Source organism: Novosphingobium sp. (assembly GCF_027486195.1).
Taxonomy (GTDB): Bacteria; Pseudomonadota; Alphaproteobacteria; order Sphingomonadales; family Sphingomonadaceae; genus Novosphingobium.
The window spans coordinates 75,852-90,117 of sequence record NZ_JAIXPP010000045.1; the positions used below are offsets into that span (position 1 = coordinate 75,852).

Consider the following 14,266-nt stretch of genomic DNA (forward strand, 5'->3'; position numbering starts at 1 on the left):
CGAGATAGGATGTTTCCATCTATCGGAGGTCCACCATGCAACGAAGGAAGTTCAGCCGCGAGTTCAAGCTTGAGGCGGTGAGGTTGGTGCGCGAGCGCGGTGTCGCAGTTGCGCAGGCTGCTCGCGATTTGGACGTGCATGAGAACGTGCTGCGCAAATGGGTAAAGGAGTTCGCTGCCGATCCTGGCCATGCCTTTCCGGGGCATGGGCAGATGAAGCCGGAACAGTTGGAGATCGATCGTCTCCGTCGCGAAGGACTCGATATGAGGTTTGGCTTCATTGCGAAGCACCGAGGGATCTGGCCGGTGGCATGGATGTGCAGGGCGCCCAAAGATTTTCTGGCGGTGTCTCGCGAAGCGGGTTCCATGCCTGGCTAACTCGATCCCCGTCGCAGCGCGCCCGCGACGACGAGGTGATCGGCGCCAGGGTCAGGGCCAGCCATCTTGGCAGCTATCGCACCTTCGGTGCCCGCCGTGTCTGCCACGACCTGCTCGCCGAAGGCATCTCCTGCGGCCTGCATCGGGTCGAACGGCTCATGCAGGCGCAGGGGCTGCAGGCTCGGCCCCGTCGCCGTGGACTGCCCAAGGATCAAGGGGAACGCTCGATCATTGCCGGCAACGTGCTGGATCGCCAGTTCACTGCCGACAGGCCCAACCAGAAGTGGGTGGCTGCAGATGCTCAAGCCTCAGGCGTCTTGCGGGAGCCGCACGCTGCCAAGACCAAGCCATGCGGCCATGCGCGCAAGTTCGGCATGCAGACGCGGCAGGGTCTCGGCGTTAGCGTTCGGCTCAAGCGTAACCCGCTGGACCAACAGAACGCCGCCCGCGCGGTCCGCCTTGAGGTCGACGCGGGCAACCAGCGCCTCGTCCATCAGGAACGGCAGCACATAATAGCCGTGGGTCCGCTTGTCCTGCGGCACGTAGATCTCGATGCGATAGCGGAAGCCGAACAGTCGCTCCGCCCGGCTGCGTTCCCACACGAGCGGATCGAACGGGGCAAGCAAGGCGGCGCCGCACACCTGGCGGGGTGCGCACGCATCGCGGTGCATCCACGCCTTCTGGCTCCAGCCCTCGACCCGGACCGGAACCAGCAGCCCGGTTTCGACTTGCGCGGCAATGGCATGATCAGCCTCAACCGGCTTCAAGCGGAAGTAATCTCGCAAGTCAGCTGTTGTCGCCACGCCGAGCGCGAGCGCGCTGCGGGCGATGAGCTCGCATTGAGCCGCGACGGGATCCGGCGTGGGCAGCGAAAGCACCGCATCCGGCAGCACCCGTTCGGGTAGATCATAGACCCGCCCGAAGCTGCCACGCCGCGTAGCCGTGGTGATCTGTCCGGACCAGAACAGCCACTCCAGAGCATGCTTGGTGCTGCTCCATTCCCACCATCCGCTCTTGCTCGATCCATTTTCGAAATCGGCTGCGGCGAGTGGCCCTTCCGCCCTGATCCGCTCCAGCACGCGCTCCGCTTCGGGGCGATGCTCGGCTGCAAACTGTCGCAGAGTTTTGTAACCGATTTCGCCGCGCTCCGCCCTCGCCATGCGCCAGCGCAGCAGTGGATGAAGATCGTTTGGTAACAGCGAGGCCTCGTGCGCCCAGTATTCGAACATCCGCCGATACCGCCGCGGCCCCCATGCGCCCTGCTCCAGTAACGTGCGGTCGTAGTGTCCGAGCCGCGAGAAGGCCGGAAGATAGTGCGCCCGGGTCAGCACGTTCACGCTATCGATCTGGAACAGACCCAGCCTGCCCAGCACGCTATGCAGGTGCTCTGCCTTCGGTTGCTTTGCGCGCCGCCCTCCAAACCCTTGCGCCGCGAGCGCGATGCGTCTGGCTTCAGGGAGTGACAGGTGGGTGGCCATTGATGCCAGCTTGGCAGTGCAATGTCCTGGACGTCAACCAGCCGCAACGGTGGTTGCCCGGCGGACTGCAAACCCCGGTTGGTGCTTTGCAGTCCGCTGGCGTCGGTCCACTAGCTTACGGATCAAGCGTGATCGTCTGCATGTCGACCTTGATCGCCGGGCCGAGTTCGCCGGCGGACTTGCCAAGTGCGAAATTGTAGGAACCAGCGCGAACGACCCACTTGCCTTTGGCAGCGTCGTAGTTTGCCAGGATCCGCGGATCGACATCGAACTGGACTGATTTGCTTTCGCCCGCCTCTACCAACACGGATGCGAAGCCTGCCAGTTTGATCGTTTGCTCGCCGGGTGTCTGGGTCAGGTAGAGTTGCGGGACCGCGCGTCCTGCTTTTCCGCCGGTGTTTCGGACGACCGCCGAGATTCGCAGCGGTTTGACTGCCCCGACCGACGGGTTGGCAATGTCGAACGTGGTATAGGACAGGCCGTGGCCGAACGGAAAGAGCGGGGACTGCCCGCTCTTCGCGAGCCAGCGGTAGCCGACATCCGCGCCTTCCTTGTAGTTGACGGTCACGGGCTTGAAGAACGCCACGCCCTGATTTGGCAGCTCAGGGAAGGGCAACTGCTCGTGGCTTCGGAAAAGGGAGAAAGGCAGATGACCCGATGGGTTGACCTCTCCGGTCAGGATTTCCGCGATCGCCTTGCCGCCCTCCTGGCCGGGAAATCCGGCCCAGACAATGCCCTTCACTTTGTCCGCCCAAGGCATCAGCACGGGATTGCCTGATTGAACGATAACGACGACGTTGGGATTGGCGGCGGCCACTGCCTCGACCAACTCGTTCTGACCTAGCGGCAGGCGCATATCGGGAGAGTCCCGCGTTTCCGTCTCATGCCGCCAGAGAAACAGAAGGACCGTGTCGGCATTGCGGGCCGCCAGTGCCGCGTCCTTGGCCCCCATCCCCGGATCATAGGAGATCATGGCCAGCGGCAACTTTTCGCGCAGAACCTTGACCGGAGACGACGGCAGGAACGTGGGGTTTCGCACGGCCTCGTAGCCCTGTTCGTCGAACGCCGGCATGACGAAGAGCTTGCCGTTTGTCGGCGTGACCTCTGAAGAGCCCGAGCCCCGCAGGACGCCGCGATCGGCAAAGCCGCCTATGGCTGAAATGATGGCTTCCGGTTGGTGCAGTGGAAGAATGCCGTTGTTCTTGAGCAGGACGATGCCCCGCCGTGCTACTTCGAGGGCCATACGCGCGCCGGGTTCGGGATCGAAGGGTTCGGTGCGTGCAGCCGGGAAACGATCGAGGCCAAGGCGGAACTGCGTGCGCACGATGCGCAAGGCCATGTCGCGCAAGCGCCGCTTGCTGGTCTGACCCTTCTGGACACTCTGACGCAGAGCATCTGCGAACCAGGGCTCTGCATCGATTTCCGAGCCTGACTGTTGATCAAGCCCTGAATTGGCGAAATCGGCTCCCTTGGTCGCGCCCCAGTCGGACATGACCCAGCCATCGAATTTCCATTGCTTCTTGAGCACTGTTTCGAGAAGCCACGGGCTGTTGCAAGTCGGCGTGCCATTGAGAGCGTTGTAGCTGCACATGACCGACCCAGGGCGGCCCTGCTCGAGTGCGATCTGGAAGGCGAGGAGTTCCGATTCGCGCAGCGCCCCCTCGTCGATCCTGGCATCGAGGGTGTTCTGGTTCACCTGAGTCGAGTTGAGGGCGAAGTGCTTTGCCGCTGCGACGACATGCTGGCTTTGAATGCCGCGGATCATCGCGCCGCCCATCAATCCGGTGAGCAGTGGATCTTCGCTGAAGTATTCGAAGTTTCGGCCATTTCGGGGCTCTCGCAGCTGGTTCAGGCCGGGCCCAAGCAGGACATTGTAACCCTTGCGATGCGCCTCGCTTCCCAGCGCCGAACCGGTGCGGTCGGCGAGATCCGGGTCAAAACTCGCAGCCAGCAGGAGGGTCGAGGGGAACGCGGTGGCGGTGTCGCCCGGGCGCATCTTGTCGCGCAAGTTGCCAACACCGAGCATCGCGTCGGTCTCCCACAGCGGGGGGACGCCGAGGCGTTCGACACCAGGGACAAAGCCGGCGGAATTTCTTGATCCGGCTGGCGGCGGTACCCCCGGCATTCCGCCCAGAACGCCAAGGTCGATGCCGACGTGTCCCACAAAAAGGCGCAGCATTTCATCGACCGACATCTGCGAGACTGTGCGAAGCGCCCGCTCCTGCGGATTTGCCCCTGCTGGTACCTCAGCAGAAGAGACATTGTTGGCTGATGACGGTTTGGCTTCTTTGCCAACGGCTGCGGGGGCCACCATCGTGGCAACAAGCGCGGCGAGCGATAGCGAATGAGACCAGCGCAATTTGCAATCTCCCAAGATCGTTTTGACAGGGCATTGCTAACGCAGCTTCATATAAAATGAAAGGGTATTGCATAAACCCTGATGTTGCACTAATTCGATCCAAGCTAAGGGATTCGGGTTGGAGGAAGCATGAATGGGCTCCGTCGCAGAGAGTTTCTCGCTAGTGCGGCTGCTGCTGGCGTTGTTTCGATGACCGGCGTGGATCCGACGCTCGCCCGCGCCGCCGCCTCTCAAGCGAAGAGCGGAGCCGCTCTGACTGCCGCCGAACGATTGGCCTTTGTTCATCCCGAACTTCGTGAGGCTACGGCTAACTTCCTGCCGCTCCTCGAGACTATTCCTCCGCTCAGCGATGATGTCCTGCCGATGATGCGGGATCTTCCCAATCCGTTGGCCAAGCCGCTGGATGCGAAGCCGGAAGTTTCCGAGAAGCAGATTTCGGGCCTTGATGGAGATCCTGCGATCCGGGTCTTCACGATCAACGCATCGGCCGGGGCTAAGCGTCCTGCTATCCTCTACTTCCATGGTGGCGGTTACGTTGCCGGGAAGGCGGAGGGTGATCTTTCCGACGTTCAGGTTCTGGCGCGTGAACTCGATTGCTGCATCGTCGTGCCTGATTACCGACTGGCACCGGAAACCAGGTTCCCCGGTCCGGTTCGTGATGCCTACGCGGCCTTGGCATGGATGCATGGCAATGCCGATGCCATCGGCATTGATCGTTCGCGCATTGCGGTCATGGGGCGCAGCGCCGGGGGCGGTCTCGCGGCCATGCTCACTGACATGGTGCGCCGCCGTGCGCAATTCGAGATCGTCCTTCAGGTGCTCCTGTATCCCATGCTGGACGACCGCACCGGCAGTGTGCGGGCCATGCCTGCCCATGTTGAGGGCATCATGTGGAGCAGTGACCAAAACCGGTTTGGCTGGCGTTCTCTGCTTGGTGTCGAGCCTGGCTCTGCCAGTGTCCCGCAGGGAGCTGTGCCTGGCCGTTATGAAGACCTGAAGGGCATGCCGCCTGCCTGGATCGGGGTGGGGGCAATCGACCTGTTCTTCGACGAAAGCGTCGATTATGCGCGCCGCCTTGCCGACACAGGTATCTGGACGGAACTCAACGTCGTGCCGGCATCATGGCACGGGTTCGACATGGCTCTGCCTGATCTGCGGATCAGCCGCGCTTTCCGTCACAGCTACACCGACGCGTTGCGCTTCGCGTTCTCCGGCCAGCTGGCGCGGTCCCCGAAGTAACAATTCAAACCACAATTGGAGAAGATCATGCGTAAACTTGTTGTCGCTGCTTTCGCTGCCACCTCGTTCGCCTCGGTCGGTGTTGCCGAAGCGCAGGACATGTCGGTCATGGTCGACCTTCAGAAGAACTGCATGGCCGATGCGAAGACGGTGTGCTCGAAGGAGATGTCCAAGCCGCAGCAGTTGATGCAGTGCCTGGTCAATAACCAGTCGAAGCTTTCGCCCAATTGCCAGGCTGCCTCTGGCCGTATGGCCAAGACTCTCGGCCTCAAGCCGACAGCCTCCAGCAACTAAAATCACAACACTGACAGTGATGGCCCCACCTTCACGGGTGGGACCGTCGCAGTGCCTTACGGGGTCGAGGAAACATGTCTGAGAAAATGTCCGGTAACGAGTATATCGCACGGTGGATCAAGGCCAACGGCGGTACCCACCTTTTTTATGTACCGGTGCTGTTTCCGGATGTGATGAAGCACATGACCGCACTCGGCCTCACGCCATGCAATGTGCACAGCGAAAAGTCCGCAGCATACATGGCAGACGGCTATGCGCGGATCGCGCGCAAGCCGGGATATTGTGGTGCTCAGGCAATCGGCGGCAGCAATCTTGCGGCGGGCCTGCGTGAACCACTCATGGCGTTCAGCCCGGTAATTGCCTTCAGCGGCGGCACTTCGCCCGAACTGCGCTACAAGGCTCGCTATCAGGATATCGACGATATCCCGACCTTCGCGTCGCTCACTAAGTGGACCGGCGTCGTCGAGCGGGTCGATCGGCTTCCGGACATGCTCGATCAGGCCTATCGCCGCGCGATGACTGGACGACCTGGACCGGTGCATCTCCAGATCCCGACATTCTGGGGCGGCATGGCGGTTCAGGAATTCGACGCCGTCAATCCGGATGATTCATCCTCGCAGCGTGTCGAACTGTCGCGCAGCATGCCTTCACCGGAAGCCCTGAATGCCGCTGTAGAGCGTATTCGCGAGGCAAAGCGCCCGATCATCGTCGTGGGTGCAGGTGTCGTGCAGTCAGGCGCCAAGCATGTCCTGCAAGGGTTCGTGCTCACCACTGGCATTCCGTTCGTCGCCGGCACGGGTGCAAAGGCGGTCGCGGTCGATGATAGTCCGCTTTTTGCAGGCGTGGTCGGTGACTATTCGCAGGAATGCGCCAACATCGCCGTTGCCGAGGCGGATCTCATCATTTTTGTCGGCAGTAACACTGGTAGCATGGTCACGCGCAACTGGACCGTTCCGGCCGCAAACGCCCGCGTCATCCAGATCGATGTTGACGCCACACACGTCGGCCGCAACTATCCCGACACCGTGCCCCTGATCGGGGATGCAGGGCTTTCGCTGCGCGTCTTGCGCGACGCGCTCGGCGAAATCACTGTCGATGGCGGGTGGCAGGGGCGCATCAAGGAACTGCGCGCTGAGTACGAGCGGCACCAGGCACCGATCGAGGCATCCGACGCAATTCCGATGCGGCCCGAACGTCTGTGCAAGGAAGTTTCCGACGCGTTGCCCGAGGACGGCATCCTGGTGGTCGACACGGGTCATGCCGGCGGATGGCTGGCCCGCCACTTGCGCTTCCGGCATGAAGAGCAGGAAGTGATCCGCGCTGCGGGCTCTCTCGGTTGGTCGTTCCCAGCCAGCCTTGGCGCAAAGGCAGCTGCTCCGGATCGATCGGTTGTGTGCTTCACCGGTGACGGCGGTATCTTGTATCACATGACCGAGCTGGAAACGGCGTTGCGCTACAATTTGCCGACAGTCACGGTGATCAACAACAACAGCTCGCTCAACCAGGAACGGTTTATCTGGGGCGAAGCGCCCGAACACGCGCATCATTGGCAGTTCTGTGATGTCGACTATGCCGCGATCGCGAAGGGCTTTGGCGCTTGGGGCGCGCGCATTGACGATCCGGCAGACCTTGCCGATGCCATTCGTGCTGCCATCGACAGCGGCCGTCCCGCGGTGATCGACGCGCGGACCGACGACCGCATCGTTGTACCGGCGTCCTGGGGTCCTGGCGCAGGCGGCGCTTATGGCGACGCCGGCGCGAACTGAGCCGGGGGCAGGGCTATGTCTGAACAACCGCCTGCGGAAGCAGGTTTCCACCCCAGTTTCCATGCACGCTCCACGCCGACGCGCCCTGCGCTCGTGCTTGCGGAAAGCGGTAGGTCGGTAACCTATGAAGAGTTGGAGGCCCGCTCGAACAAGGTCGCGAACTTCTTCCGCGCGCAAGGCCTGCAACGCGGGGATGCGGTTGCGATCTTCCTCGAGAACCACCCGCGCTATCTTGAGATAGTTTGGGGGGCGCAGCGCGCGGGATTGGTCTTCATCGCGGTGTCGTCGCGGCTTTCGGCATCAGAGCTCGGCTACATCCTGAAGGACAGCGGCGCGAAACTGATTGTTTCTTCTTCGTTTGCTGTTTCGCTGCTTGCTACGGTGCCGGTTGATCTGCCCCGCTGGTTTTTTGACGTCTACACGGGCCTATGGGGAGACCTTGACGCGGCGTTGGATTGGCAATCGTCAGAGGTCATTGTCGATCAGGCCCCTGGCATCGATATGCCCTATTCGTCAGGGACGACGGGTATGCCCAAGGGCATTCGCCGTCCTCTACCCGACATTCAGCCGCTGGGTGCACCGGACACGCTGGTTAAACTGGCCAAGGGTCTCTTCGGGTTTGGCCCCGGAACGGTCTATCTTAGCCCTGCGCCGCTCTATCACGCCGCACCTCTTCGCTGGTCCATGACTGTGCAGGCACTGGGCGGCACAGTCGTGCTCATGGAAAAGTTTGATCCCGTCAGAGCTCTCGTGGCGATCGAACGATACAGGGTTACCCATAGCCAGTGGGTTCCAACCCATTTCGTGCGCCTGCTCAAGCTGCCGCCGGAAGATCGGTCTGCTTTTGATTTGTCGTCTCACAAACTGGCCGTTCATGCTGCGGCGCCATGTCCGGTTGAGGTCAAGCGGGCGATGCTGGATTGGTGGGGGCCGATCATCCACGAGTACTATTCGTCTTCCGAAGGGGTGGGCTTCACCGCCGTCGGGCCGGGGGAATGGCAAACGAAGCCGGGAACCGTTGGCAAGCCCGTCCATGGCATCGTCCATGTCCTGGACGAAGATGGACAGGAACTGCCGGCGGGCAAGGACGGGGTGATCTACTTCGAAACGCCGACCAAGGTTGCCTATCACAACGATCCGGAGAAGACGGCGTCCGCCCATAATGACCGTGGCTGGTTCACACTCGACGATATCGGCCATGTCGATGAGGATGGCTATCTGTACCTTACCGATCGGCGCAGTTTCATGATCATCAGCGGGGGCGTGAATATCTATCCCCAAGAGATCGAGAACCGTCTGGTTATCCATCCCATGGTAGCAGACGTCGCAGTGATCGGCGTGCCCGATGAAGAGATGGGCGAGAAGGTGCTCGCTGTTGTGCAACTTGCACCTGGCGCCAAGCCTGCTGACAGGATGGCGGACGAACTCGATGCCTGGTGCAGGGCAGAGCTTTCCAGCGTCAAGGTTCCGCGCAAGTTCGATTTCGTGGAGGAATTGCCCCGCGAACCGACCGGCAAGCTGCTCAAAGGGCGTCTGCGCGACATGTACAAGACCCATTCGAGCCGTTGAAACCATTATCCGAAATAGCCTCGCAGGATTCCACAATGCGTCTAGTAGACCACTTCATCGTCGGCGGCCCTGGTGGCGCGTCTGCTCGCAAGAGCGCAATCTTCGATCCGAACAATGGCAGCGTGCAGGGCGAAGTTGCTCTCGGCAACTCCGAAACGCTGGAGATCGCCGTGCAGGCCGCGCTCAAGGCGCAACCCGCATGGGCGGGCACCAATCCTCAGCGCCGCGCGCGTGTCATGTTCCGGTTCAAGGAACTGGTCGAGGCCAACATGAACAGTCTGGCTCACCTGCTGTCCTCCGAACACGGCAAGGTTATCGCGGATTCCAAAGGTGACATCCAGCGCGGCCTCGAGGTGGTCGAGTTTGCTTGCGGTATTCCGCACGTGCTCAAAGGTGAGTACACGCAAGGCGCGGGGCCTGGCATTGATGTCTATTCGATGCGCCAGCCGATCGGCATCGGCGCAGGCATCACCCCGTTCAATTTTCCGGCAATGATCCCTCTGTGGATGGGTGCAGTGGCGATCGCCTGCGGAAATGCCTTCATCTTGAAGCCTTCAGAGCGTGATCCGTCCGTGCCCAACCGGCTCGCGGAACTGTTCCTCGAAGCAGGGCTTCCCGAGGGCATTTTTCAGGTGGTCCACGGCGACAAGGAAATGGTCGACGCGATCCTCGACCACCCTGAAATCGGAGCGGTCAGCTTCGTCGGTTCGTCTGATATTGCACACTATGTCTACAATCGCGGCGTTGCTGCCGGCAAGCGGGTGCAGGCCATGGGCGGCGCCAAGAACCATGGCATCGTGATGCCCGACGCCGACCTGGATCAGGTGGTCAACGACTTGTGCGGCGCGGCGTTCGGCTCAGCTGGTGAGCGCTGCATGGCGGTGCCAGTCGTCGTGCCCGTGGGCGAGGATACGGCCGAACGCCTCAAGGCTAAGCTCATCCCGGCGATCGAGGCGCTCAAGGTCGGCATCTCCACCGACGCTGAAGCACACTACGGTCCGGTCGTTACACAGGCGCACAAGGAGAAGATCGAAAGCTGGATCACCTCGTGTGTGGAAGAGGGCGGCGAGCTGATTGTCGACGGCCGTGGTTTCAAGCTGCAAGGCCACGAAAATGGCTTCTTTGTCGGCCCGACGCTGATCGATCATGTCACGCCCGAGATGGACAGCTACCACAACGAGATATTCGGCCCGGTGCTTCAGATCGTTCGTGCGGCGGATTTCGAAGAGGCGCTCGCGCTGCCCAGCAAGCACCAGTATGGCAATGGCGTCGCCATCTTTACCCGCAACGGGCATGCGGCACGCGAATTTGCGGCGCGGGTGAATGTGGGCATGGTTGGCATCAACGTGCCGATTCCGGTGCCGGTGGCCTACCACACTTTCGGCGGCTGGAAGCGCTCGGCCTTTGGCGACACCAACCAGCACGGCATGGAAGGTGTGAAGTTCTGGACCAAGGTCAAGACCGTGACCCAGCGCTGGCCCAACGGCTCGCTTGATGGAGAAAATACCTTCGTCATTCCCACGATGGCTTAGGCGCCGTCGATCGTTACGAGATATGTCCGTGGGCTGCTCACTCTCCGCGTTTCGGACATCAACTTGGGCCAGGAGCTTCGGCTTCTGGCTCTTTTTGTTCGCTGCAAGCCCTCTGGAAAACAAGGAATAACAATTCTCGGGGGGGGCGGAGAGGTGCGCTGGAGAAGGTTGCCAATGATGAATGATTTCAGTTGGATTGATTCAGGCCTGACTTCGGCAGAATTCTGCTCGTCAGATCGTTTTCTCGAAGCGCTGTCGATCCTGCGCATGCAAGATCCCGTCCACTGGACGGCAGGAAGCACAGTCCGGCCTTTCTGGTCGGTGACGAGCTACGCAGGTTGCCGTGCCGTGCTCGACAATGCAGAAGCCTTCAGTTCGCGGCGCGGGGGCTTCATGCCTCTCAACGACGACATACCGAGCCCCGAACAGGAGCGCATGATGGGTATCGGTTTCATACCGACCCATGTCGATCCGCCGGAGCACATGCGGGTCAGAAAGCCGCTCAGCCCATACTTCAGCCCGAGCGCGGCGGCACGATATCGTGAGGCCATCGAAGCGGTCGTTTCATCCATAATGGATTCGATAAAGCCAAAGGGCGCGTGCGATCTGGTCAGTGACGTCGCGCAGGAACTCCCGGCGCGGTTCATCTGCAGCCTCCTTGGCGTACCAGAAGAGGATCAACCGCGCATTGCCCATCTGACGCGTGGCGTCATGAGCGCCGAAGATCCTGAGTACCAGATCGACAACGATCCGGTGAAAACGCGCAAGCACTACCAGGGCGAGCTGTTTCGCTACGCAGCCAAACATACGGTTTCGCGCCGCGGACAACCTGCCTCCGATCTCGCCGGATTGATCGCCAATACCGATGTTGCCACCGGTGACCCCATTACCGATACCCACCTGGGTTGGTGGACGTTCGCGCTGTTCGTTGGGGGGCTTGAGACAACCCGCAGTGTCATCTCATTAGGCACCAAGGCGCTGATCGAATGGCCCGAACAGATGGAAATGCTGCGGCGCAACCCACAGATTGCTCCGCTGGCGGTTGAAGAGTTGCTGCGCTGGGTATCTCCCTCGCGGCAAAAGTTCCGCATTGCGACCCGAGACATCGAGGTCGAAGGCAAGACCATCAAGGCGGGCGATTGGGTGGTTTGCTGGCTCTCCTCAGCAAACCGCGATCCGCTAGCCTTCCATGAACCGGAGAGGTTGCAACTGGACCGGAAGCCGAATGCCCATCTCAGTTTTGGGAGCGGCGAGCATCGCTGTATGGGGCAAAACTTCGCGCGGCTTGAGCTTCAGGCGATGTTCCGTGCAATCTCCGCCGAGCTTGGCGATCTGGAACTGGCTGCGGAACCTGTCGTGGAGCCTTCCACATTTGCAAACAGCGTTGCAAGGATGCCGGTTCGCTTCAGGGTTTAGAGAACCTTTGGGCCGATCTGGTTCATTGTGACGGAGCCGATTTTGGCCCAAACCCAATCAAGAGGGGCGCGAGGATCGAGTAGGGAGCCATGCCATAGCATAGTGACCGACGAGAGACGCTGCGATGGGCCAAAAGCGGCCCGCCCCTTCGGGGTTCCGCCAGGAAGCCCCTCGGACAGCGTCGCGCCGCTGGCACGGGCTACCAGCCCGCACTGTGCGGCGCTCCTTACCGAGAAGCTTCCTGACGCAATCGCGGTGAGCCAGATTGGTCGGAAAGTGCTCTAGGGGCTTGGATGCGCCAAAGTGCCGAGTTGCATCTCAAAGGCTAGCGAGCGCTCCTGAAACGCAAAGGGACCGGCACACGTGCCGGTCCCCCGCATGTTTCAGGCAGTCGTTCGCTTCAGAACTTCACAGCAGCCCGCATACCCCATGTGCGGGGCTGACCGGGCGCGGCCGATCCCGCAATGAGGCCGATACCGGGGAGGTTGGAGCCCCCCTGGATCCCGCCGACCTCAACATAGTTCTCGATGTTGTTGACATATGCCGCCAGCGAGAAGCGATCAGATCCCCAGCGGTATTCGACCATGGCATCGGACTTGAAGAAGGACGGTTGCACGAAGACGACCGCAGACGAGTAGTCGTAAATGAAGTACTTGTCGGAGAAGCGCGTACCAGCCGCGAAGGTAATGTCGCCGTCAAGCAGCGGCCGGGTATGCCGGAAGCGGAGATTTACGGTAAACTCCGGGGCGCGTTCGAGAGGCCGTCCCTTGAAGTTTGGCCCGGCTGCGCCGAGAGGGGTGTAATCACCCAGCTCGGTATTGAGATACGTAACGCCGGTATTGATGGTTGTGTGAGAATCCACTCTCAAGAGGCTCTCGAGTTCGATGCCGGTGTTACGTGCATTTGCCGCATTCTCGAACCTGGCGACGTCCTGCACGTTTGATGGCACGCGAAGTAGCTGCAGGTTGGAGTAGTCGTAATGGAACGCGGTCAACTGATAGCCCAGCCCAAGCGAAGGAATCTGTCCCTTGATCCCGCTTTCGTAGGACGTGAGGGTTTCGGGCCGATAGTAGAAAGTGCTGGTATTGGCTGGCCGCGCGCAAGCGAGGCCATTGCTGCCCACCGAACCTGCGAGGCACCCGTCGTTGGTGCCGCCGGCCTTGTATCCGGTCGAGACGTTGAAGAACGCGAGTGTCTGCGGGCCGAGATCGTAATCCAGACCGGCACGCCAGGTTACACGGTTGAACCCGACATTGCCCTTGTTCAGGAAGCGGACGTCGGTCGCCGGATTGTAGACCGGTCCCGCCCGGGATTCGTCAAATCCTTCACGTGCCTTCTTATCTTGGGTGTAGCGGACACCCAGCGTCAGGCGCAGCGAGTCGAGCAAGGAATAGGTGCCTTGTGAGAACACCGCCCACGAATCCGATCGGATGTTCTGCGGGGTTCTTCTTTCGAGCGAGTTCGTCGGCGTCATGACACCAAAGATGGGGCCCACCAAGGGTGACAGCGCGCCGAAATTGACTGGCCCGTCGGTTCTGTTGCGTTCGTTGAAATAGAATATGCCAGCCTGGAGCTTGAGCTTGTCGGAGCCGTCATAGGACACCCGCAGCTCCTGTGAGTTCTGCTTGTAGGTGTCGTCCGGCTTGCTCAAGAGCGGAATATCGAACAACTGGAACGCCAGCTGACCACCGCGGTCATACTGACGGAAGCTGCCAAGATAGGTCAGGGTGATGTCGCCGATCGACCAGGTGACTTCGCCGCGCAGGCCCCACGAAGAATCCTTGCGCTCCAGATCGAACGGAAGCGCGAAGGGCATGGTCAGCTGGGCATCAGCCCCGCGGTTGACGTAAGTTGGTTTGCTGGCATCGCCCGTCCCCGGGGGATATGGTGGCGAGGGCTGGGCAGGAAAGTCATAGAAATTGCTCTGCCGGACGTAGTCGTACCGCCCGCCGCGAAGCTTCGAGTAATCGCCCGCGACAATGATCTTGAGATTGCTGGTGGGCTTGTAGCTGATAGTGCCGCGAACGGAGATATTGTCGTTGAATTTTGGCAGGCTGCTGCTCTTGCCAGCAGGGAGCTGAATCGGAAACGCAGGCCGCGTCGTGCCCTCGTTGAAGTAGGAATCGCGCGCGTCGTAAAGCGCGGCAATGCGGACAGCGACTTTATCGCTGACGGGGACGTTGACATACCCTTCGGCGATGACGGTCTGATAATTGCCGACGGTGGTGCGAAGGCC

Annotated in this window: 9 protein-coding genes and 1 pseudogene; 7 read left to right on the forward strand and 3 right to left on the reverse strand. The window is 61.0% G+C overall.

What is annotated here, in order from left to right:
* Positions 1-35: 35 nt before the first annotated feature.
* Positions 36-670 (forward strand): annotated as a pseudogene (locus Q0071_RS09265) (transposase); the annotation flags it as partial.
* 15 nt (positions 671-685) lie between these two features.
* Here Q0071_RS09265 and Q0071_RS09270 read toward each other — a convergent pair.
* Both Q0071_RS09270 and Q0071_RS09275 read right to left on the reverse strand, forming a co-directional pair.
* A complete protein-coding gene (locus Q0071_RS09270; RefSeq protein WP_298167860.1) occupies positions 686-1,855 on the reverse strand; it encodes a crosslink repair DNA glycosylase YcaQ family protein in 1,170 nt (389 codons plus the stop codon).
* A 115-nt stretch (positions 1,856-1,970) separates the two neighbouring features.
* Complete coding sequence (locus tag Q0071_RS09275; RefSeq protein ID WP_298167862.1) at positions 1,971-4,169, reverse strand: glycoside hydrolase family 3 C-terminal domain-containing protein; 2,199 nt, start codon at positions 4,167-4,169, stop codon at positions 1,971-1,973.
* 234 nt (positions 4,170-4,403) lie between these two features.
* On the opposite strand from Q0071_RS09275, the gene Q0071_RS09280 reads away from it, so the two are divergent.
* From Q0071_RS09280 to Q0071_RS09305, 6 genes are all read left to right on the forward strand, one after another.
* Positions 4,404-5,453 (forward strand): alpha/beta hydrolase, encoded by a 1,050-nt coding sequence (locus Q0071_RS09280; protein WP_298167865.1) that lies wholly within the window; start codon positions 4,404-4,406, stop codon positions 5,451-5,453.
* A gap of 27 nt (positions 5,454-5,480) precedes the next feature.
* Positions 5,481-5,747: a hypothetical protein gene (locus Q0071_RS09285; protein WP_298167868.1), complete on the forward strand. Its 267-nt coding sequence runs from the start codon at positions 5,481-5,483 to the stop codon at positions 5,745-5,747.
* Positions 5,748-5,821: 74 nt separating this feature from the next.
* Positions 5,822-7,513 (forward strand): thiamine pyrophosphate-binding protein, encoded by a 1,692-nt coding sequence (locus Q0071_RS09290; RefSeq protein ID WP_298167871.1) that lies wholly within the window; start codon positions 5,822-5,824, stop codon positions 7,511-7,513.
* A 15-nt stretch (positions 7,514-7,528) separates the two neighbouring features.
* Complete coding sequence (locus Q0071_RS09295; RefSeq protein ID WP_298167874.1) at positions 7,529-9,082, forward strand: acyl-CoA synthetase; 1,554 nt, start codon at positions 7,529-7,531, stop codon at positions 9,080-9,082.
* A gap of 35 nt (positions 9,083-9,117) precedes the next feature.
* The gene (locus Q0071_RS09300) at positions 9,118-10,614 is read left to right on the forward strand and encodes a CoA-acylating methylmalonate-semialdehyde dehydrogenase (protein WP_298167888.1); all 1,497 of its coding nucleotides are present in this window, start codon (positions 9,118-9,120) and stop codon (positions 10,612-10,614) included.
* A 174-nt stretch (positions 10,615-10,788) separates the two neighbouring features.
* Positions 10,789-12,030, forward strand: a complete 1,242-nt coding sequence (locus Q0071_RS09305) for a cytochrome P450 (protein WP_298167877.1) — start codon at positions 10,789-10,791, stop codon at positions 12,028-12,030.
* 400 nt (positions 12,031-12,430) lie between these two features.
* On the opposite strand, the gene Q0071_RS09310 is transcribed toward Q0071_RS09305, so the two are convergent.
* On the reverse strand, positions 12,431-14,266 hold a 1,836-nt coding region (locus Q0071_RS09310; protein ID WP_298167880.1), incomplete at its 5' end, for a TonB-dependent receptor.